Origin of the sequence: Streptomyces sp. NBC_01003, from assembly GCF_045162695.1 — a bacterium.
Classification (GTDB): Bacteria; Actinomycetota; Actinomycetes; order Streptomycetales; family Streptomycetaceae; genus Streptomyces.
Window position 1 is genome coordinate 3,371,148 of record NZ_CP108707.1, and the last position, 20,262, is coordinate 3,391,409.

The 20,262-nt window shown below is 70.6% G+C and carries 19 protein-coding genes; 11 read left to right on the top strand and 8 right to left on the bottom strand.

Annotated features, from left to right (window positions below):
• Positions 1-22: 22 nt before the first annotated feature.
• Positions 23-286 (top strand): antitoxin, encoded by a 264-nt coding sequence (locus OG698_RS15430; protein WP_406103551.1) that lies wholly within the window; start codon positions 23-25, stop codon positions 284-286.
• Positions 287-407: 121 nt separating this feature from the next.
• Here the strand turns inward: OG698_RS15430 and OG698_RS15435 are convergent, their stop codons facing one another.
• Both OG698_RS15435 and miaB read right to left on the bottom strand, forming a co-directional pair.
• Positions 408-1,115, bottom strand: a complete 708-nt coding sequence (locus OG698_RS15435) for a class III extradiol dioxygenase subunit B-like domain-containing protein (protein ID WP_406103552.1) — start codon at positions 1,113-1,115, stop codon at positions 408-410.
• Between the two features lie 47 nt (positions 1,116-1,162).
• Complete coding sequence (miaB, locus tag OG698_RS15440) at positions 1,163-2,647, bottom strand: tRNA (N6-isopentenyl adenosine(37)-C2)-methylthiotransferase MiaB (protein ID WP_399981957.1); 1,485 nt, start codon at positions 2,645-2,647, stop codon at positions 1,163-1,165.
• A gap of 99 nt (positions 2,648-2,746) precedes the next feature.
• Between miaB and OG698_RS15445 the strand changes: the two genes are divergently transcribed.
• On the top strand, positions 2,747-3,742 hold the full coding sequence (locus OG698_RS15445) for a TAXI family TRAP transporter solute-binding subunit (RefSeq protein ID WP_406103553.1): 996 nt from the start codon (positions 2,747-2,749) through the stop codon (positions 3,740-3,742).
• 18 nt (positions 3,743-3,760) lie between these two features.
• Here OG698_RS15445 and OG698_RS15450 read toward each other — a convergent pair whose 3' ends face one another.
• On the bottom strand, positions 3,761-5,167 hold the full coding sequence (locus tag OG698_RS15450) for a sensor histidine kinase (RefSeq protein ID WP_406103554.1): 1,407 nt from the start codon (positions 5,165-5,167) through the stop codon (positions 3,761-3,763).
• A 9-nt stretch (positions 5,168-5,176) separates the two neighbouring features.
• On the bottom strand, positions 5,177-5,863 hold the full coding sequence (locus OG698_RS15455) for a response regulator transcription factor (protein WP_406103555.1): 687 nt from the start codon (positions 5,861-5,863) through the stop codon (positions 5,177-5,179).
• Positions 5,864-6,156: 293 nt separating this feature from the next.
• Here OG698_RS15455 and OG698_RS15460 point away from each other — a divergent pair, with 293 nt between their 5' ends.
• The 7 genes from OG698_RS15460 to OG698_RS15490 all read left to right on the top strand — a co-directional run bounded on the left by OG698_RS15460 (position 6,157) and on the right by OG698_RS15490 (position 12,591).
• Complete coding sequence (locus tag OG698_RS15460; RefSeq protein WP_399981947.1) at positions 6,157-6,933, top strand: amino acid ABC transporter ATP-binding protein; 777 nt, start codon at positions 6,157-6,159, stop codon at positions 6,931-6,933.
• Between the two features lie 62 nt (positions 6,934-6,995).
• Positions 6,996-7,916: a glutamate ABC transporter substrate-binding protein gene (locus tag OG698_RS15465; RefSeq protein WP_406103556.1), complete on the top strand. Its 921-nt coding sequence runs from the start codon at positions 6,996-6,998 to the stop codon at positions 7,914-7,916.
• Between the two features lie 135 nt (positions 7,917-8,051).
• Complete coding sequence (locus OG698_RS15470; RefSeq protein WP_399981942.1) at positions 8,052-8,699, top strand: amino acid ABC transporter permease; 648 nt, start codon at positions 8,052-8,054, stop codon at positions 8,697-8,699.
• A complete protein-coding gene (locus OG698_RS15475; RefSeq protein WP_406103557.1) occupies positions 8,696-9,595 on the top strand; it encodes an amino acid ABC transporter permease in 900 nt (299 codons plus the stop codon). The genes OG698_RS15470 and OG698_RS15475 overlap by 4 nt, the downstream gene beginning before the upstream one ends.
• Positions 9,596-9,768: 173 nt before the next feature.
• Positions 9,769-11,379, top strand: coding sequence for an FAD-dependent monooxygenase (locus tag OG698_RS15480; RefSeq protein WP_406103558.1), 1,611 nt, complete (start codon positions 9,769-9,771; stop codon positions 11,377-11,379).
• Positions 11,380-11,596: 217 nt separating this feature from the next.
• Positions 11,597-12,124 carry a cysteine dioxygenase gene (locus OG698_RS15485; RefSeq protein ID WP_406103559.1) on the top strand — a complete coding sequence of 176 codons (528 nt, stop codon included), beginning with the start codon at positions 11,597-11,599 and terminating at the stop codon, positions 12,122-12,124.
• 44 nt (positions 12,125-12,168) lie between these two features.
• Positions 12,169-12,591, top strand: a complete 423-nt coding sequence (locus tag OG698_RS15490) for a rhodanese-like domain-containing protein (protein ID WP_406111082.1) — start codon at positions 12,169-12,171, stop codon at positions 12,589-12,591.
• Positions 12,592-12,668: 77 nt separating this feature from the next.
• Here the strand turns inward: OG698_RS15490 and OG698_RS15495 are convergent, their stop codons facing one another.
• The 4 genes from OG698_RS15495 to recA form a co-directional block, all read right to left on the bottom strand.
• Positions 12,669-15,209 (bottom strand): FtsX-like permease family protein, encoded by a 2,541-nt coding sequence (locus OG698_RS15495; RefSeq protein ID WP_406103560.1) that lies wholly within the window; start codon positions 15,207-15,209, stop codon positions 12,669-12,671.
• On the bottom strand, positions 15,206-15,931 hold the full coding sequence (locus OG698_RS15500) for an ArsR/SmtB family transcription factor (RefSeq protein WP_406103561.1): 726 nt from the start codon (positions 15,929-15,931) through the stop codon (positions 15,206-15,208). The genes OG698_RS15495 and OG698_RS15500 overlap by 4 nt, the downstream gene beginning before the upstream one ends.
• A 210-nt stretch (positions 15,932-16,141) precedes the next feature.
• Positions 16,142-16,921, bottom strand: coding sequence for a recombination regulator RecX (gene recX, locus OG698_RS15505; RefSeq protein ID WP_406103562.1), 780 nt, complete (start codon positions 16,919-16,921; stop codon positions 16,142-16,144).
• A 3-nt stretch (positions 16,922-16,924) separates the two neighbouring features.
• Positions 16,925-18,049 carry a recombinase RecA gene (gene recA / locus OG698_RS15510; RefSeq protein ID WP_326773806.1) on the bottom strand — a complete coding sequence of 375 codons (1,125 nt, stop codon included), beginning with the start codon at positions 18,047-18,049 and terminating at the stop codon, positions 16,925-16,927.
• A gap of 363 nt (positions 18,050-18,412) precedes the next feature.
• Between recA and OG698_RS15515 the strand changes: the two genes are divergently transcribed.
• The gene (locus OG698_RS15515) at positions 18,413-19,639 is read left to right on the top strand and encodes a hypothetical protein (protein ID WP_406103563.1); all 1,227 of its coding nucleotides are present in this window, start codon (positions 18,413-18,415) and stop codon (positions 19,637-19,639) included.
• Positions 19,640-19,790: 151 nt separating this feature from the next.
• Positions 19,791-20,228, top strand: a complete 438-nt coding sequence (locus tag OG698_RS15520) for a hypothetical protein (protein WP_406103564.1) — start codon at positions 19,791-19,793, stop codon at positions 20,226-20,228.
• The last annotated feature ends 34 nt before the right edge of the window (positions 20,229-20,262 follow it).

Here is a 20,262-nt window from a genome sequence, read left to right on the forward strand (position 1 = left end):
CCCCGCGAGTGAAGGTGAACCCATGGGCATCCTGGACACGTTGAAAGCCAAGCTCAGCAAGGACAAGGTCGCGGGCCTCGCGCACCAGCACGGGGACAAGATCGACCAGGGCATGGACAGGGCCGCGAAGACGGCCGACGAGAAGACCCAGGGCAAGTACAGCGACCAGATCCGGACAGGCACCAGCAAGGCCAAGGACGCCAGGGACCGCTTCGGGCAGCCGGGTCAGGACAAGGGCGGCAGCTCGGGCGGCGGCGCCACACCGCCGTCACCTCCCGCCTCCTGAGGAGCGCGGTACCAGCACACTGCGGACGGCCGCGGAGCCTTTCACGGCTCCGCGGCCGTCGCCGTTCGTCCGTGGTCTCGCTGTTCGTCCGTGGTCTCGCCGTTCGTCGCCAGGCGCTCGTCTACGACCAGTGGGCCACGAAGTAACCCACTCCGTAGGGAGCGTCCTCGTACAGGACGTTCCAGATCCGGTCCTCGTCGGCAGCCGCCGTGAGGATCTGCCACGGGGAGCGGCCGGAGATCTTGAGTTCGCGGGCGAAGTCCGCGTCGAGGGTCGCGAAGAATCCGTCGCGGTCGCCGTTGCCCAGAGCCCGCGCGATCGACGCGTCGACCCCTTCTGCACGGTCGTCCAGGTAGCCGGGCGCCTTGACGCTGCGGCAGGCCGTGCCGTCGCCCATCACGACGAGTCCTACGCGCTCGGCCCGCGCAGCGAGGCGCACGCCGTCCTCGCGGTTGGCCGGCCAGGACCTGTCACCCTCGGCCTCGAAGCCCTCCACAGGGCCGGTCCACCCGGCCCGGCCGAGCAGCCAGGCGCCCACCGTGAGGGACAGGGGCAGCCGGTGCGCCGGTGCCTCGGAGTCGGGAGCCGCGCCCAGGCGGACCTCGCGGTCGACACCGAACGGCTGGAAACCGCCCATGGCGCCCTGCTTGTGCGTACGGGTCCCGGGCCCTTCGCCGACGACCACGATCAGGTCGGGCCGGGCGGCCAGGACCGCGCGGACGGCCTCGTCGCAGGCCGCGCGCGCGGCCTCCAGCTCGGGGGCCGCACCCACGGCGACCTCGGGTACGAGCAGGGGCGGGCAGGGGCAGACGGCGGCGGCGACAAGCATGATCGGCAGCCTACTGCGCGACACGTGGCCCGCAGGGAGTGGTGCCGTCAGTTGACGGCGCAACCGCCCGTGGCCGCCGGCAGCGGGGCCGGGACGCCCACCGAGGGCAGGCCGAGCATGACGCCCTGTTTCTGCTGGGGCTCCGCGTTCCGCTTCTCCCAGGCGTCACCCGCGCGCGTGCGGCGCACTTCGAGGACGTCCCCCTCGGCGAGCAGGTGGTGAGGGGCCGCGTACGTGATCTCGACAGTGACGACGTCACCGGGGCGCACCTCGGCGTCCGGCTTGGTGAAGTGCACCAGGCGGTTGTCGGGGGCGCGGCCGGACAGGCGGTGGGTGGCGCCGTCCTTGCGGCCCTCGCCCTCGGCGACCATCAGCTCCAGGGTGCGGCCGACCTGCTTCTTGTTCTCGTCCCAGGAGATCTCCTCCTGGAGCTCGACCAGGCGCATGTAGCGCTCCTGGACGACCTCCTTGGGGATCTGGCCCTCCATGGTCGCCGCCGGGGTCCCGGGGCGCTTGGAGTACTGGAAGGTGAAGGCATTCGCGAAGCGGGCCTCGCGGACCGCGTGCATGGTCTGCTCGAAGTCCTCCTCGGTCTCGCCGGGGAAGCCCACGATGATGTCCGTGGAGATGGCGGCGTGCGGGATCGCGGCGCGCACCTTCTCGATGATCCCGAGGTAGCGTTCCTGCCGGTAGGACCGGCGCATCGACTTCAGGACGGTGTCCGAGCCGGACTGCATCGGCATGTGCAGCTGCGGCATCACGTTCGGCGTCTCGGCCATGGCCGCGATCACGTCGTCCGTGAAGTCGCGCGGGTGAGGGGAGGTGAAGCGCACCCGCTCCAGGCCCTCGATCTTCCCGCAGGCGCGCAGGAGCTTGCTGAAGGCCTCGCGATCGCCGATGTCCGAGCCGTACGCGTTCACGTTCTGGCCGAGCAGCGTGATCTCGCTGACGCCCTCGCCGACGAGCGCCTCGATCTCGGCGAGGATGTCACCCGTCCTGCGGTCCTTCTCCTTGCCGCGCAGGGCGGGCACGATGCAGAAGGTGCAGGTGTTGTTGCAGCCTACGGAGATGGAGACCCAGGCCGCGTACGCGCTCTCGCGGCGCGTGGGCAGCGTCGAGGGGAACGCCTCCAGGGACTCGGCGATCTCGACCTGCGCCTCCTCCTGGACGCGGGCGCGCTCCAGGAGGACCGGCAGCTTGCCGATGTTGTGCGTGCCGAAGACGACATCCACCCATGGGGCCCGCTGCACGATGGTGTCGCGGTCCTTCTGCGCGAGGCAGCCGCCGACGGCGATCTGCATGCCGGGCCGCTTCGTCTTCATCGGCGCCAGGCGGCCGAGATTGCCGTACAGCCTGTTGTCCGCGTTCTCGCGGACGGCGCACGTGTTGAAGACGACGACATCGGCATCACCGTCGGCGTCCTCGGGCGCACGGACGTATCCGGCGTCCTCAAGGAGGCCGGAGAGCCGCTCGGAGTCGTGGACGTTCATCTGGCACCCGTAGGTGCGCACCTCGTAGGTCTTCGCGCTCATCTCGCACACCAGGGTACGGGGTCACCACGCGCGCGTGCCCCGGTGTTCCCCGACCTCGGCCCTGGTCCTCACGGTGAGTGAAATGGCAGGATCGCCCGCATGCCCAAAGCCCTCCCCCGTGTCAGCAGGCGCCGAGCCCTGGAGGGCTCGGCCGCCGCCCTCGTCGTCCTCGGGCTGATCCTGTGGTGGCTGCTGCCGCTGGACGACGGGACACCGGGGGGCAGCGTGACGTTCAGTACGGGCCAGCGGACCGGGGTGTACGAGCGCTACGGCAAGCTCCTCAAGACCGCGCTCGGCCACGACCTGCCGGACCTCGATGTGCGCCTGACGAACAGCGAGGGGTCCCAGGAGAACGTCGAACGGGTCGCCACGGGGAAGGCCGATTTCACGATCGCGGCCGCCGACGCCGTGGAGAAGTACAAGCTTCAGGGCGGCGCCGGAGGGGACCGGCTGCGTGGCTGTGCCCGCCTGTACGACGACTACGTGCAGCTGGTCGTGCCCCGCTCGTCGTCGATCCGGTCGGTCCAGGATCTGCGGGGCCTCAAGGTTGCCGTGGGCGGCAAGGGCTCCGGGGTCAGGCTCATCGCGGAGCGCGTGGCCAAGGCAGCCGGGCTCGACCTGGAGAGGGACATGAAGCCCGTCTCCACAGGGATCGACGGCATGCCCCAGGCGCTCAAGGACGGTGACATCGACGCCTTCTTCTGGTCGGGCGGCCTGCCGACGAACCATGTGCGCACGCTGTCCGAGAACTACCCCATCCGTCTCGTCGAGCTCGGCAACCTCGTCGACGCACTGCACAAGCAGGGCGGCGCGTCCCGCTACTACCGGGCCGCCGTGATGCCCGCGGACGCCTATCCGGACGCGCAGCAGGGTGTCTCGGTGCCCACGCTGGCCGTGGCGAATCTGCTGGTGACCACGGACCGTGCCGACCCCCGCCTGACGGAGGCACTGACGCGCACGGTGATAGACAGCCGCGACCACATCGGCACACAGGTGCACGCGGCGCAGCTCGTGGACCTGCGGACGGCGCTCTACACGGATCCGCTGGCGCTGCACGAGGGCGCCCGCCGCTACTACCGCTCGGTGAAGCCGTAGGGCCCCTGGCTCGCCGCCTCAGCCTTCCCGGCGGGTCCGGGGCACCGCCACCGTCACGCACAGCCCGTGAGGCTCGTGAGGGGCGTACGTGATGGAGCCGCCCCCGGCCGCGAGCAGCGCCCGCGAGATGGACAGGCCGAGGCCCGATCCCTTCACGTTCTGATGGCCGGCGCTGCGCCAGAACCGGTCGCCGATCCGCGCGAGTTCGTCCTCGCGCAGGCCCGGCCCCCGGTCCGCGACGACGATCTCGGTGGACTCTCCGTTACGGGCGACGCAGACCCGTACCTCCTCGCCTGAGGGGGTGAACTTCAGGGCGTTGTCGATCACCGCGTCCAGGGCGCTCGACAGCGTCACGGGGTCCGCCCACCCGGTGACCGCGGGGCAGTCCCCGGTCAGCCGTACGCCCTTCTCGTCGGCGACCGGCCGCCAGGCGCCCACGCGTTCGGTCACCAGCTCGCCGATGTCCGTGAGCCGCAGATCCGCCTCGGTGTGCTCGGCGAGGGCCAGGTCGAGCAGGTCGTCGAGGACCGAGGCGAGCCGCTTGCCCTCCGTGCGCACGGAGGCGATCTCCTCGTTCCCCTCGGGCAGTTCGAAGGCCAGGAGTTCGATGCGCAGGAGCAGTGCGGCGAGCGGATTGCGCAGTTGGTGCGAGGCGTCGGCGACGAAGGCGCGCTGCTGCTCCAGGACGTCCTCGACGTTGTCGGCCATCTCGTTGAACGACCGGGCGAGGCGCTGGAGTTCCGGCGGTCCCCCGGCCGAGGCGACGCGGGACTTCAGGCGGCCGGTCGCGATGTCGTGGGTGGTCGCGTCGAGGACGCGCACGGGCCGCAGGACCCAGCCCGTCAGCCGCAGGGCCGCGCCGACGGCCAGAAGCATCGCGGCCGCCTCGCCCGCCGCGATGAGCAGCCACCCCTGAAGTGTCTTGGAGCGCATCTTGCCGGTGGGAGAGTCGGTGACGACGACCGCGACGACATCGCCGTCGCTGATGACCGGTGACGCGACGACGAGCCGGCCGCGCCTCCAGGGCCACACCTGCTGCGGGTCGTGGCTGCCGCGCGAGAACAGGGCCTCGTCGAAGGCCTCGCGCACGGCTCCGTCGCGGGGCAACTGCCAGTCGTCCGGGGCGCGCCCCATGGGGTCGCTGTTGCGGTAGAAGACGCCCGCGCGGATCCCGTACACCTCGTAGTAGCGCGTGAGTTCGTTCTGCAGGGTCTGCTGGCGCTCGTCCGTGACGCGTACGCGGGAGCCCGTCGAGCGCTTGGTGACGAACTGGGCCAGCGCGGCAAAGCGTGCCGTGTCGTCGATGCGGTCGACGACGACCTTCTGCTGCTGGGCGGCCGCCACGCTCACGGCGAGCGGGAAGCCGAGCGCGAGCAGCACGCCCGCCATCAGGACGATGAGCAGCGGGAGGAGGCGAGCGCGCACCCGCGGCCTCTAGGCGACCGGCGCGACGAGCCGGTACCCGACGCCGCGCACGGTCTCGATGAGGGCGGGCATGCGCAGCTTGGAGCGCAGGGACGCGACATGCACCTCCAGCGTGCGGCCCGTCCCCTCCCAACTGGTGCGCCAGACCTCGCTGATGATCTGTTCCCGGCGGAACACCACCCCGGGGCGCTGCGCGAGAAGCGCCAGGAGGTCGAACTCCTTGCGGGTCAGTTGGACAACCGAACCGTCCACGCTGACCTGGCGGGTGGGCAGTTCGATGTGCACGGACCCGAGCCGCAGTCCGTCCTCGGCCGACGCGGAGGACTCGTCCGGCACGCTGCGCCGGCTGACCGCGTGGATCCGGGCCAGCAGCTCCCCGGTGTCGTACGGCTTGACCACGTAGTCGTCGGCACCGAGGTTGAGGCCGTGGATGCGGGAGCGTACGTCCGCGCGCGCGGTCACCATGATCACGGGCGTCGACGTGCGCTTGCGGATCTTGCCGCACACCTCGTAGCCGTCCTGGTCGGGCAGGCCGAGATCGAGGAGGACGACTCCGAAGGCGTCCGCCTCGGGGACGAGCGCCCGGAGCGCTTCCTCGCCGCTGCGGGCGTGCGCCACCTCGAAGCCGTGCCGGGCGAGGACCGCCGACAGAGCAGCGGCGACATGGTCGTCGTCCTCGACGAGAAGCAGTCTCATCGCGGCCCCCTTCGGTTCATCGGTCGTTCGGCCCCGGCACGCCGGCAGGCGTTATCCGTGCACGCGCGTGCGGCACACCAGGGCATCCACTCCGATACATAAGGACGCCGTCAAGAGCGTTCCGGTTACGGGCGCCTTCCGTTATCCAGCCGGTACGCACAGGGCCACCCTCTTCACGCATCGTGGCCGGTTGAAGCCGGATCGTTATGCTCAAGTTCCCCTCAGATGTAATGACGCTGGTCGTACGGCATTACTACTGTCCTCCCAACCGAGGAGGATGGAGCAAGACCCCGATGACCGATGTATCGGTGACCAAGGACGCCATTCCCGCGGCCGACGAGCTGGTCGTGCTGAATCAAGTCAACAAGCACTTCGGCGCGCTGCACGTGCTCCAGGACATCGACCTGACCATCGCGCGTGGTGAGGTCGTCGTCGTCATCGGACCCTCGGGCTCCGGCAAGTCGACGCTGTGCCGCACGATCAACCGCCTGGAGACCGTCGACACGGGTGACATCACGATCGACGGCAAGCCGCTGCCCCAGGAGGGCAAGGAGCTGGCCCGCCTCCGCGCGGACGTGGGCATGGTCTTCCAGTCCTTCAACCTCTTCGCGCACAAGACCGTGCTCGAGAACGTGATGCTGGGGCAGATCAAGGTCCGCAAGGCGGACAAGAAGGCGGCCGAGGCCAAGGCGCGCACCCTGCTCGACCGGGTGGGCGTGGGCACGCAGGCGGACAAGTACCCCGCGCAGCTCTCCGGCGGGCAGCAGCAACGCGTCGCGATCGCACGGGCGTTGGCGATGGACCCCAAGATCATGCTCTTCGACGAGCCGACGTCGGCCCTCGACCCGGAGATGATCAACGAGGTCCTGGAGGTCATGCAGCAGCTCGCCCGTGACGGCATGACGATGATCGTCGTCACCCACGAGATGGGCTTCGCGCGCTCGGCGGCCAACCGCGTGGTCTTCATGGCGGACGGACGGATCGTCGAAGAGGCCACCCCCGACCAGTTCTTCAGCAACCCGCGCAGCGACCGGGCCAAGGACTTCCTCTCGAAGATCCTGCACCACTGACGCTGACGCACGGGCGTCTGACTTTTCACGGCCGAAACCTGCCGACACGAAGGATGTTCACCATGAAGCTCCGCAAGTCCGCCGCGGCGGCGGCCACTGTCGCCGTGCTCGCCCTCACCGCCACCGCGTGTGGCGGCGACTCCGGCAACGCCGGTGACAAGCCCGCCGGCGGCGCCGGCGGCAAGGACCAGCCGAAGCTGCCCACGTACACGGTCGCCTCGGGCGTGAAGCTGGACTCCGCGACGCTGAAGCGGGCGCAGAAGGCCGGCAAGCTCGTCATCGGCGCCAAGAACGACCAGCCGTACCTGGGCTTCCAGGACACCGACGGCAAGCGCTCGGGCTTCGACATCGAGATCGCCAAGATGGTCGCCGCCGACCTCGGCTTCAAGCCGTCGCAGATCGAGTTCAAGACGATCGACTCGAACGTCCGTGAGACGACCATCTCCAAGGGCGAGGTCGACCTCTACGTAGGCACCTACACGATCAACGACGAGCGCAAGAAGCAGGTCGGTTTCGCCGGCCCGTACTTCATGGCCGGCGCCGACCTCCTCGTCCGCGGCGACGAGAAGGGCATCACGGGCTCGGACTCCGTCAAGGGCAAGACGGTCTGCTCCATCAAGGGCTCGACCCCGCTCCAGGAGATCAAGAAGCCCAAGTACGGTGCCAAGACCGTCGAGCTCTCCAAGTACTCCGAGTGCGTGCAGCAGCTGCTCAACAACGAGGTCGACGCCGTCACCACCGACGACGCGATCCTCAAGGGCTACGCCGCCCAGCGCCCGGGCAAGCTGAAGGTCGTCGGCAAGCCGTTCACCGAGGAGCCGTACGGCGTCGGCATGAACAAGGACGACAAGGCGCTGCGCGAGGCCGTCTCGAACGCCATCGAGGCCCACGAGAAGAACGGCGACTACAAGAAGGCGTACGACGCGACGCTCGGCCTGTCCAAGTCCGCGTACACCGCGCCGCCGGCGCTCGAGCGCTACTGACGCGCTGACGGTGCGGGCCCCGGCCCGCACCGTACGACCCCCCGGCAGTGAACGGCCCGCCACGGGCGCAACCGCACAGTGCGCCCGTGGCACGGCCCGCGCTGCCTGTCCGCCGCCGCCCACGAGGACATCCCCGTGAACGTATTGCTCGACCATCTCGCGGAATTCCGCGAGGGGTTCATAGGCACCGTCCTGCTGACCCTGGCCAGCGGGCTCCTCGCGATGGTCCTGGGTGTCATCATCGCCGGGTTCCGTGTCTCACCCGTACCCCCGCTGCGCTTCTTCGGCACCGCCTGGGTCACGCTCTTCAGGAACACCCCGCTGACCCTGCTCTTCCTTGTGGCGTGGTTCGTCGTTCCGGTCATCTTCGTGCCGGGCCTCAGCCCGTGGGCCAAGGCCCTCATGGCGCTGAGCTTCTACACCTCGGCGTTCGTGTGCGAGGCTGTCCGGTCCGGCATCAGCACAGTGCCGCTGGGACAGGCCGAGGCCGCCCGGTCCATCGGGATGACCTTCTTCCAGACGCTGCGCCTGATCATCCTTCCGCAGGCCACCCGGACCGTCCTGCCGCCGCTCAGCTCGATCTTCATCGCGCTGACGAAGAACTCGGCGATCGCGGGCGCGTTCAGCGTCACCGAGCTGTTCGGCGTGCAGAAGCTGCTCAGCGACCAGGGCTTCGCCATCGCCTGGATCTTCCTCTGGGTGGCTCTCGGCTACCTGGTCATCACCTTCACCATCAGCGGTCTCTTCCGGCTGCTCGAGCGGCGCATGGGGGTCGCACGATGAGTTCGAGCGTCCTGTACGACGCACCGGGCCCCAAGTCCCGGGTGCGCAACCGCATCTACACGATCGTCGGCTCCCTCGCCGTGCTCGGCCTGATCGCGTTCACCGTCTACCGGATGAACGTCAAGGGGCAGCTGGAGCCCGAGGTCTGGAACATCTTCAACAACGCCGGTGTGCGGACCAGCATCCGTGACGGCGTCCTCACCACGCTGAAGGTGTTCGCCGTCGCCGGCGTGCTCTCCCTGGTGCTCGGCCTGCTCCTGGCCGTCGCGCGCCTGTCCGAGCACAAGACCGTCCGCTGGGCCGCCACGGGCTTCATCGAGCTGTTCCGTGCGATCCCGCTGCTGATCACGATCTACGCCCTGTGGGTCCTGTTCCTGACCTACAAGAACAGCCTCGGCATCATCGGCGACAACACCGCCTTCTGGGCGCTCGTCATCGGTCTGACCGTCTACAACGGCTGTGTACAGGCCGAGGTGATCCGGGCGGGCGTCAACGCCGTGCCGCGCGGACAGGTGGAAGCCGCGTACGCACTGGGGCTGCGCAAGTCTCAGGTCATGACGATGCTGCTGCTCCCGCAGGCCGTGCGTTCCATGATGCCGACGATGATCAGCCAGCTCGTGGTGACCCTCAAGGACACCTCGCTCGGCTACGTCATCACGTACGCGGAGCTGCTGTTCGCGGCCCGCACGATGGCCAACAACATCATCGTCAACGGCGAGAACCCGATCACCGCGGTGGTCATCGTCGTCGGTGCCATCTACGTGGCGCTGTGTCTGGCCCTGGCCGGGCTCGCCAACTGGATCGAGCGACGCGGCCGGCGCGCAAAGACAGGCATCACAGTGGCGGCCGCCACCGAGCCCTCCGTCGTGGACAGCACCGACGGAGCGGCTGCGTAGAAGAACTGACGAGATGTGAGCAAACGGAGGCAGTGGCGTGATCGCCACTGCCTCCGTCACTTGACGCAAGCACCAGCAATGGGTTGCATACGTTCTGTGATCGCGCACCCCGCTCCAACTGCCCTTTCTTGTACGCCTCCCACCGCACTCCCAGGGGCAGGAGGAGCCGCGCCGTGGACCCGGTGATCGTCGTCGGCGCCGGGCCCGTCGGGCTCACGCTCTCCCTCGCTCTCGCCCGCCACGGCGTGCCCTCCGTGGTGCTCGACGAGGGCCCCGGCAAGGACGAACAGCGCCCCGCCCGGACCGTGATCCTCCGCGAGGACACCGCCGCCCTCGTGGAGCGGCTCGCCCGGACGTCGTTCGACAAGACGGGCGCGCGCTGGACCGGCTGGCGTTCCCTGCGGCGCAAACAGGTGATGCGGGAACTCACCTTCGGTGAGCAGATGCCCTCGCCCCTGCATCTGGCCCAGCACGAGCTGACCGGCTCACTGCGGGAGGCCGCCGACGGCGAGCGGCTCATCAAGATCGCTGTGAACAGCCGCCTCGACTCGATCGAGCAGGAGCGCGGCGCACTGACCGCACACACGCGCGGGCCGAAGGGCACCTGGTGGCGCGGGAGCTTCCTGGTGGGCTGCGACGGCCCGCGCTCCACGGTCCGCAAGCTGCTCGACATCCGCTTCCCCGGCCGCACGTCCGTCGAACGGCACGCCGTCGCCGCGCTGCGCACGGAACTTCCCTGGCCCGGCGAGGCGTTGCTCCATCGGAGCCTTCCCTGGCGGACGTCCGGCCTGTCCGGCGGGGAGGTCGTCGGCCGCCCCCTCGCCGACGGCGTCTGGCGCCTGGACTGGCTGCTGCCGCCCCGCAGCGAGCTCGTCACGCCCGACATCCTCGTGACCCGCATCCGGGAGACGCTGGCCGGCTGGTGCGCCGGCTCGACCCCGCCGTACGAGCTGCTCGACACGGGGGTGCACACGGTTCACCACCGGCTGGCCCGGCGGTGGAGGGTCGGCCGGGTCTTCCTCGCCGGTGACGCGGCGCACCTGCTCGGCGCGCTCGGCACCCAGGGTCTCGACGAGGGACTGCGGGACGCGGACAACCTCGCCTGGAAGCTGGCCCTCGCCTGGCACGACGGGGGCGCGCACGAGGCGCTCCTCGACAGCTATCAGGCCGAGCGCCGCGCCGTCGTCGCGGGCCGGCTGCGCGCCGCCGACCAGGCGCTGCCGATACTGCGGGGCGGCAAAGGGCTGCGCTCGTACGTCGCCGGATCAGCGCGCGGCCATGACGTGCTGCTCACGGACGGTCATCTGGGGCACGGGGCGCTGGGCGGTCTGGGGGCGTACGCCGAGTCGCCTCTCGCGCCGGAGCCCTCGGAAGCCGAGGTCGACGTGGGTACGGCTCCGGGCGCGCCTGTCCAGGACGTGCGGGTCACAGCGCCCGACGGGTCCTTCGCCCGGCTGCGGGACCGGCTCGGCCTCGGGCGCCTGCTCGTCGTTCTGATCGCGCCCGGCACTGGCGTGTGGGAGCGGCGGCACTGGGTCTCGGCCGGGGTCATGCCACGGCTCGCGGCCGCCGTCACGGCGCTGCCGCACGAGGCGGAGCTGCTCGTTGCGGAGAGTTACCCGGGCGCCCCGGCGCACTCCGTGCTGCTCGTGCGCCCGGACGGCCACCTGGTCACGGCCCTGAGCGGGGTGCATCCCGCTCAGCTGTACGCGGCCGCGCAAGCCGCGCTCGGGGGGCCCGCGGAGAACGGCGCGAAGGCCGGGAGCGCCGCCGGAACGAGTTGACCGACCCCCTCCGCCATGGTGTACTCCGGAGCGTGACCGACACCGATGTGCGCCTGTGGCGGAGGGTCCATATGGACCTCGTCCGCTATGTGGGCTGCGTGTGTCGCCCGTCCTGCTGAATTCGCCTCTTCCTCTGCGCGATCCCCCCTTTTTCCCGGGTTCACCGGTTCTTCCGGGGCTTCCAGCGCGCTCTCCGCGAACCTTCAGGACGGTATCTGTGTCTGCCTCACCCTCCCCTTCCCTGGCGACCGCCGCGCCCACGCAGCGTGACCTCCTCGACTTCGTACGCCGTACCGCCGAGGACCACGAACTCATCGCCTCGCTCCCCCTGGACCCCGAGGGCCGCACGTGGGTGCGGCTCGAAGGGCCCGGCGGCAGCGAGGCCTGGCTCATCGGCTGGCCGCCCGGCACGGGCACCGGATGGCACGACCACGCCGAATCCGTCGGCGCCTTCCTCACGGCGTCGGGCGAGCTCGAGGAGAACTCACTCGCGGCCCGGCTGCCCGCCGACGGCTGGAAGACGCTCGAGCTGTCCGAAGGCGTCGACCGCGAGCGGAGGCTGGCCGCGGGCCAGGGCAGGGCCTTCGGACAGCACCACGTGCACGAGGTCCTCAACGAGTCCACGAGCGAGCACGCGATCTCCGTGCACGCCTACTACCCGCCGCTCCCGCAGATCCGCCGCTACAGCCGCACCGGCCAGGTGCTGCGGCTCGAGTCGGTGGAGCGGCCCGAGGACTGGCAGTGATCGGAGAGGGCAGGGTGAGTGACGTGACGACTGGGACGAGCGGCGTGGACGGCGCCGGCGGCGTGAGCGGTTTGCGGGGTGAACGGCCCGAGGGAATCGACGAGTTGCTCGACCGGGTGCGCCTCGGTCTCGACCGGGTCGAGGCCGGTGATGCGTACGCGGCCGCCGCGGCGGGCGACGCGCTTCTGGTCGACATCCGGTACGCGGCACTGCGTGAGCGGGACGGGCTGATCCCCGGGGCGCTCGTGGTGGAGCGCAATGAACTGGAGTGGCGGCTCGATCCGCAAGGCAGCCACCGCGCGGCCGAGGCCACGAGCCACGATCTGCGCGTCGTGGTCGTCTGCAACGAGGGCTACGCGTCCAGCCTCGCCGCCGTCTCCCTACGGCAGTTGGGGCTGCACCGGGCCACCGATCTGGTGGGCGGCTTCCAGGCGTGGAAGGCGGCGGGACTGCCGGTGGCCGGGTGACGGTCGCGCGAGGTTGTAGGTGTACGTGGCGGTGGGCGCCCCCGAGGTAAGGGGCGCCCACCATTGCATACCGCCCCTTACTCCTTGGCTGTTGCCACCTCGACCGGGCGGGGCTTCAGGGCGGCGCGGCCGGGCAGCGCGGTCGCGGTGAGCGCGAGGAGTCCGGCGGCGGCGACCACGGCCACGTAGACGAGGGGTGCGACAGAGGGGGCTGCGCTGCCGGTCATGCCGACACTGAACGCCGTCAGGACGGCCAGAGCGATACCGCTGCCCAGAGTCGTGCCGATGAACAGCACGGCGAGGGCCTCGGTGCGCAGCATCCTCAGGACCTGACGGCGTGTGGCGCCGGCGAGACGGAGCATCGCGAACTCCCGGATGCGTTCGGAGACCGACATCGCGAGGGTGTTGACGACCGCGATCGCGGTGAACGCCAGGATCAGGCCCATGGCGAGGAGGTTGACCTCGGCGTTGCCCTGCTGGCGTTCGGCCTGGAGGTCGTCGGCCGCCGCGGGAGCGAGGACGCGCAGACCCGGGAACTCCTGAACGGTGCCCGCGAGTTGTTTCTGTGTACGGCTGGTCCTGACGAGTACGGAGGAGGCGAGGGGATTGTCGACGTGCCGGGCCACCAGGTCGTGGGCCAGGGTCAGATCGCCGAAGCCGAGACCCTTCGCGTAGACGGCCTCCACGGTGAGGGTGGCCGGTGTGCCGTCCCCGAGCGTCAGCTTCAACCTGCTGCCGGGCTTCAAGTGGAGCTGGTCGGCGGCGAGTTCGCTGACGGCGACGCCGTCCTGCCGGAAACCCTGCAGCGATCCCGCCGTGACGTCCGGGTCCCACGTGCGCGTGAGGCCCTCGCGGGTGACTCCCTGAGCCGGGTACTTGGCAAGTCCTACGCGCACGGTGGTGCGGACGACCTCGGTCGCGACGGTGCCCTTGGTTCTACGGATCTTGCGTGCGGCGTCGGCGGGCACACCGGGACCCTGCGCCGCGACGATCCAGTCTGCCCGGATGCCTTCGCGTACCTGGGCGCGGGCCGCGTTGCCCAGGGTCGGCTGGGCGAAGAGGACGGTGCAGGTCATGCCGATGAGGAGGGCGAGCGGGGTGAGGACGGCGGCCATCCGGGCCGCGTTGCCGCGGAGGTTGGCGGTGGCCAGTTTGCCGCCGGGTCCCGCAAGGCGCAGAGGTCCGGCGAGGAGGGCCGCGGTGCCCTTCACCAGGAGCGGGCCGAGCAGCGCGACGGAGGAGGCGAGGACGACAACGGCGAGGAACGTAACGGGAGTTGACGCGGGTTCGGTGCGCAGCACGCTGAGTACGGCAACGAGGACGGCGCCGCCCGAGAGAAGCGCGATTCCGGCTGCGATGCGGCCCCAGGTGGGCCGAGAACGCTCGACGCCGGCCTCCGCGAGCGCTTCGGCGGGGCGGATACGGGCGATGCGGCGGGCTGAGATCTGGGCGGCGGCCCAGGCGCCGAGCAGCGTGGCGCCGACTGCCGCGAACAGGGGGAAGACGCTGACGGTCCGTTCGAGGGTCGGCGGCACCGCTCCGAGCTCGACGAAGCGGTGGTACAGCCATCCTCCGAGCGGGAGCCCGGCGAGGGAGCCGAGGACGCCCGCGGCGGCGCCGACGATGAGCGCCTCACGTCCGAGGAGCTTGCGGATCTGCCCGGGCGTGGCGGCGATGGCGCGCAACAGGGCGAGTTCGCGGTGGCGTTGCTGGACGGAGAGCGCGAAGGTGCCGACGACGACCAGGACGGCGACGAGGAGGGAGGTGCCGCCCATCGCGCCACCCATGCTGACGAGCTTGATCCGGGCCCCCGCGGCGTCGAGGAATTCGACGGGGCCTCGGGCGTCGCCGATGGTGACCTGGGCGGTCGTGCCGTCGAGAGCCTTCGCGACAGCACGCGCCAGCCCTGCCGGCTTCTGGCCGGGGGCGGGGATGACGCCGAGGGCGGTGACCTGGCCGGGGTGGTCGGCGAGGCGCCGGGCCTCTGAGGTGGTGAAGAACAGGGAGGTCTGGTGGGTCACTGACGCGTGCCCGGCGGGCGCGGCGATTCCGGTGACGCGGTAGGTGCGCGGTGCCTGGGTGGACTGGACGGTGAGGCTGTCTCCGGGCGCGAGGTGGGCGCGGTCGGCCAGATCCCGGTCCACGACGAGGTCCTGGGGCTTGGTGGGTGCGGTGCCGGCTGTCAGCGCGTAGGGGGTCAGCGCGGCGGAGTCCCAGGCATGCCCGTACGCGGGCCTGTCGGGGTCGGCGGCTCGTGGCGGCAAGGGCTGGGCCAGGAAGGTGAGTTCGGGGACGACCCGCTCGACGCCCGGGAGGTCGCGGAGCCGTCGCACGGTGTCCTGAGGCAGCCAGGCCCGCTCGGCGATCGGTTTGGCCTTGTGCTTGACCTTGGTCTTGCCCTTCTTGTGCTTGACCGTGGTCTTGTGGACGTTCTGGTCGGCGGAGACGACGACGGGGGCGGCCGCGTACCGCTCGGTGCGGATGGTGCCGCGCAGGCCGGTCTCCAGAAGGGTGCCGCAGGCCGTGATGAGGGCGGCCGCGCACATGAGGGCGAGGAAGGCACCGAGGAACCCCCCTTTGCGGTCCCGGACGGTGTGCAGTGCGTAGCGCAGCATCATGGCGTGTCCGTCTCTGCGGTGTTGTCGAGGGCCTGGATTCCCTCGGTCGGGGCCTGATTTCCGACGGCCGGAACCCGGCGCGCCGGGGCCTGGGCGTCGTCGGGGCGGGCGTCGTCGGCGTCGTCGGGGTGGGCCGGCGCGGGGAAGGCGAGCAGGCGGGTCAGGACGGTGCGTGCGCCGTCCGGAGTCTCGCTCTCGGGGCGCTTGTAGCGGTTGAGGAGCGCGATGAACTCCTCGAAGAACGCGCGGAGTTCGGGCAGCGTGAGTCGGATCGTGCCGCGTGAGTACGGGAAGGCGTCGGCCCACTCCCCCAGGTCCTGCCCCTGCCGCTGGAGCCGCTCGAAGAGTTCGAGGTCGGCGGCGTACGAGAGGTGGTTCAACTCGTCCATGACGAGCCGGGTTTCGGGGTTCTGGCGGCTGCGGGGTGGGAAACGGCGGTCGCCCGGGACGGCTCGCCACCAGCGCTCGCGCCCGCCCAGACTCCGGTTCTGGGGCGAGCTCTCCTCGGTGAATCCGTAGCGGGCCAGCTCACGCAGGTGGTAGCTGGTGGCGCCGGTGTTGAGTCCGAGGTCGCGGGCCAGCATCGCCGAGGTCGCGGGGCCGTGGAGGGTGAGGTGCTGGAGGATCTGCTGGCGGCGAGGCTGAGCCAGCGCCTTCAGAGCGCTGAGATCGCTCAGCTCCTGGCCGCCCGCGGGAGCGGCGGAGCCGGGTTCCGGTGTCATGCGTACACAGTCGCCTGTGCACACATCCCTGTGCACTGCGGCGACCAGGCGTCATGACCCGGGGGTTAACCCCACCTGGGTGAGGGCGAGTTCGGCGTCGGACCCCCGTACCGACGCCGCCCTCCCCCTCACCAGGCGGAGCTCACCACCCCCTCACCCGGCAGAGCTCGGCCCCTTACCGAGGGAAGCTCAGAATCCTCACCTGGGGGGCTAGAAGTCCCCCAGCCCGAGGTCCTCGGTCTCCTCGCCCTCTTCCTCCAGCGCCTGGCGGACCACCCTGAGCGCCATGCCCTCCGGGTATCCCTTGCGGGCGAGCATGCCCGCAAGGCGGCGCAGGCGCTTGTCGCGGTCGAGACCGCGTGTGGAGCGGAGCTTGCGGGCCACGAGCTCGCGGGCGGTGTCCTCCTCCTGCTCGGAGTCGAGCTGCCCGACGGCCTCGTCGATCACCGCGGAGTCCACCCCCTTGGTGCGCAGCTCCCGGGCGAGCGCCCGCCGGGCCAGCCCCCGGCCGTGGTGCCGCGACTCCACCCAGGCGTCCGCGAAGGCGCCGTCGTTGATCAGGCCGACCTCCTCGAAGCGGGACAGCACTTCCTCCGCCACCTCATCGGGGATGTCCCGCTTCGCCAGCGCGTCGGCGAGTTGCTTGCGCGTACGCGGTTGCCCGGTGAGCAGGCGCAGGCAGATGCCGCGCGCCCGCTCCGCCGGGTCGGCAGGCGGCTCCCCCGTCTCGGCCCTCGACGAGGATGGGGAGCCGCTGCCCTGTCGCCCTTCGGCCGCTTCGCCGAAGCTGCCGCGCCGACGGCCACGGCTGCGCCCGCCGTCACGAGTACCGCCACGGGTACCGCCACCGCCCCGTGGACTGCCGCCGTCACTCGGTCCGTCGCCGTCACGCGGCGCCCCGCGCCCGTCCAGGTCGCCCGGGCCCCCGTCGCCCAGGTCCGCCGGGGAGGCGGAGTAGGCGTGATCGGCCCAGTCGGTTCGTCGCGTCACGGACTAGCTCTTGGCCGCCGCGGCCTTGGACTTGGTGGCCTTGGCCGCGGGCGCGGGCACCGTCTTGGCCGCGTCCTCGGCGGGGGTGGCACCCGCCGCGTCGGCACCGGGCTCGGCCGTGGGCGCCTCCGGCTTCACACCGACGCCCAGCTTCTCCTTGATCTTCTTCTCGATCTCGTTGGCCAGGTCGGGGTTGTCCTTCAGGAAGTTGCGCGCGTTCTCCTTGCCCTGGCCGAGCTGGTCGCCCTCGTACGTGTACCAGGCGCCGGCCTTGCGCACGAAGCCGTTCTCCACGCCCATGTCGATCAGGCCGCCCTCGCGGCTGATGCCCTGGCCGTAGAGGATGTCGAACTCGGCCTGCTTGAAGGGCGGCGCGACCTTGTTCTTGACGACCTTGACGCGCGTGCGGTTACCGACCGCGTCGGTGCCGTCCTTCAGCGTCTCGATACGGCGGATGTCGAGTCGCACCGAGGCGTAGAACTTGAGCGCACGGCCACCGGTCGTCGTCTCCGGGGAGCCGAACATCACGCCGATCTTCTCGCGCAGCTGGTTGATGAAGATCGCGGTGGTCTTCGACTGGTTGAGCGCGCTGGTGATCTTCCGGAGCGCCTGGCTCATCAGGCGGGCCTGCAGACCCACGTGCGAGTCACCCATCTCGCCCTCGATCTCCGCGCGCGGCACCAGGGCGGCGACGGAGTCGATGACGATCAGGTCGAGCGCGCCGGAGCGGACCAGCATGTCGACGATCTCGAGCGCCTGCTCGCCATTGTCCGGCTGGGACAGGATGAGGTTGTCGATGTCGACGCCGAGCTTCTTCGCGTACTCCGGGTCGAGCGCGTGCTCGGCGTCCACGAACGCCACGGCGCCGCCGGCCCGCTGCGCGTTGGCCACGGCGTGCAGCGTCAGGGTCGTCTTACCGGAGGACTCCGGCCCGTACACCTCCACCACACGGCCGCGCGGCAGACCGCCGACGCCGAGGGCCACGTCGAGCGCGGTCGACCCGGTGGGGATGACCTCGATGGGCTCATTCGGCCGCTCGCCCATGCGCATCACTGCGCCCTTGCCGAATTGCCGTTCAATCTGTGCGAGCGCGGCGTCGAGCGCCTTCTCGCGGTCAGTACCTGCCATGGGTTCCACCCGATTTGCTTGAGTCGATCGCTTCACGTCAATGACGCTAGCGCCTGCCACTGACAATCGGCCTCGGCGCCCGTCCGCCTGTGGATAACTCGAGGCTCACAGCCCTGCCGCTCTCACCGAAATCCCCGGAAACACTGGGGAGAGAGCCGCCAGACACTCCATAAGAATGGATGTTCGATTTTGATGTCAAGCGCACCACGCGCACCACGCACCCTGCGATGCGGAAGCTCGTAGACTCTGGCGCTCCCCGAGGCGACTCCGGGGCTCCCGAGGCCTGGAGGGTCCGCAGATGCCCTTGCCCCTGCGCTGCAGAACCGCGGTGCTGTCCGCTGTACTCATCCTCTCTCTGGCCGGGTGCGGGCCGGATGCGAGCGACTCCGGGAAGGCCTCGCGCACGCGCGCTTCGCCCACGTCTGCCTCCCCTCCGCCGGTCCGCCGGAGGGGGACAGCTGGCGCAGCGCGTACGTCAGCGAGTCCGACGACGCCGAGATCAGGGATGTCGCCGCCGCCTCTGCCACCGAGGGCTGGGCGATCGGCCGCGACAGGATCCATGTCAGCACCGCTATCGAGAAGGCCTCCGGGTACTCGACGTTCTTCCTCCACTACGACGGAAAGAAGTGGCGGGACTACGACGCCGCCGCCGAGCTGCCGAAGCTCGCCACCCTCGGGCTGACCGTCCTGGAGGCATCCGGGCCGGACAACGTCTGGCTGTTCAGCACCGACCTTCCGCTGGGCACCCTGGGGACCGATCCGGCCTTCGCGCGCTGGGACGGCAAGCACTGGCGGGAGGTGCCGCTCCCTCCGTCGATGACGGACAAGGTGAAGGACGCGGCGGTCTTCGCCCCCGACGACGTCTGGCTGCTCGCCGGAGAGCAGAGGAGGTCGCCCCCGGGCCATCGCCTGGCCAGCGAGCAGGCGGCGTGGCACTGGGACGGCCGCCGGTGGACCTCCGTCCCGCTGCCCGCCCAGGCCGAAGCCATCGACGGACGGTCCGGCGACGACATCTGGGCAGTGGGCAACGCACCGGACGACGTGGAGCTGACGAAGCTCGCCGCCATGCACTACGACGGGCACAGCTGGCGGCTGACCGAGACCCCGCGGTACCGCTTCACGGACCCGAGCCTTTTTGAGCCCCGAGCCGGCCTGGATGAAGTCCTCGTGTCCGAGACAGGTGGGGTGTGGGCGACCGGACAGCACACCTTCGACCGGGGGGACGAAGGCAACGAGCCCGACGACGAGGCCATCCTTCTGCGCTGGGACGGCCGCCACTGGGTGAAGGAAGCGGCCCCCGACGTGTCCCTGTGCTGCGTCCCCGTGGCCTCGGACGGCGCGGGAGGACTGGTCTTCGGGGAGGCGCAGCGGACGGCTGAGGGCAAGGTGATCGGCATTGGACGGCCTCCCTACCTGCCGGGCAAGACAGGCAAGGTCACAGAGGCCGACCGCCGGCAGCGACTGCTGCTTCACGAAATCGAGCGGGTACCGGGCACCCAACAGGTCTGGGGCGTTGGGGACATCGGGTCGGGCGGGGCCGGCGAGGAGAACTTCTACCACGGCGTGGTGGTGACCTACGGCTCCTCCTGAGAGCCCGGTCTCGACCAGCAGCCCAGCCTGAAGCCAGGCCATCACCGGCAGGCCACCAGCCACTCCCCCGCCGGGGATACTCCCCCCGGCGTACAGGCGGTGTCTTCGGCCGTGGGACGACGGCGCGTCCCCCGTTCGCGAGGCTTGCGCCATGGAGAACGCGCAGAACCACCTCCCGGGGATCCCGCAGGACCAGCTCCTGGAGCGCCCGCGAGACCGCCGCCCGGTCCGGCGCCCCACCGTCGTCGCCACGCTCGCCGCCCTGGCGCTGCTCGCCCTGTCGATCGTCGGCCAGATCGTGGCCGGCGCGGACTACCCCGCCGTGCCGCCCGGCCTCGTCATCCCGGTGGTGGCCGCCGCGCTGCCGGCCTGGCGGCCGAACCGCTGGACCGCCGGGCTCGCCCTGGCCGTCGGCCTGTTCATCGGCGTCGGCGCAGCCGTCACCCCCAACACCGGCGACCACCTGTCCTCCGGCGACTCCCTGCTGATCGTCTCCACTCTGGCCGAGCTCCTCGCCCTCGCCGGCACGGTCGTGGCCGGCGCCGTGTCCGTACTGCCGTTCGGCCGTCCCAAGGAGGTGCGCGTCTGATGTCCTCGCCCACTACAGCCACTCCCCTGCCGGG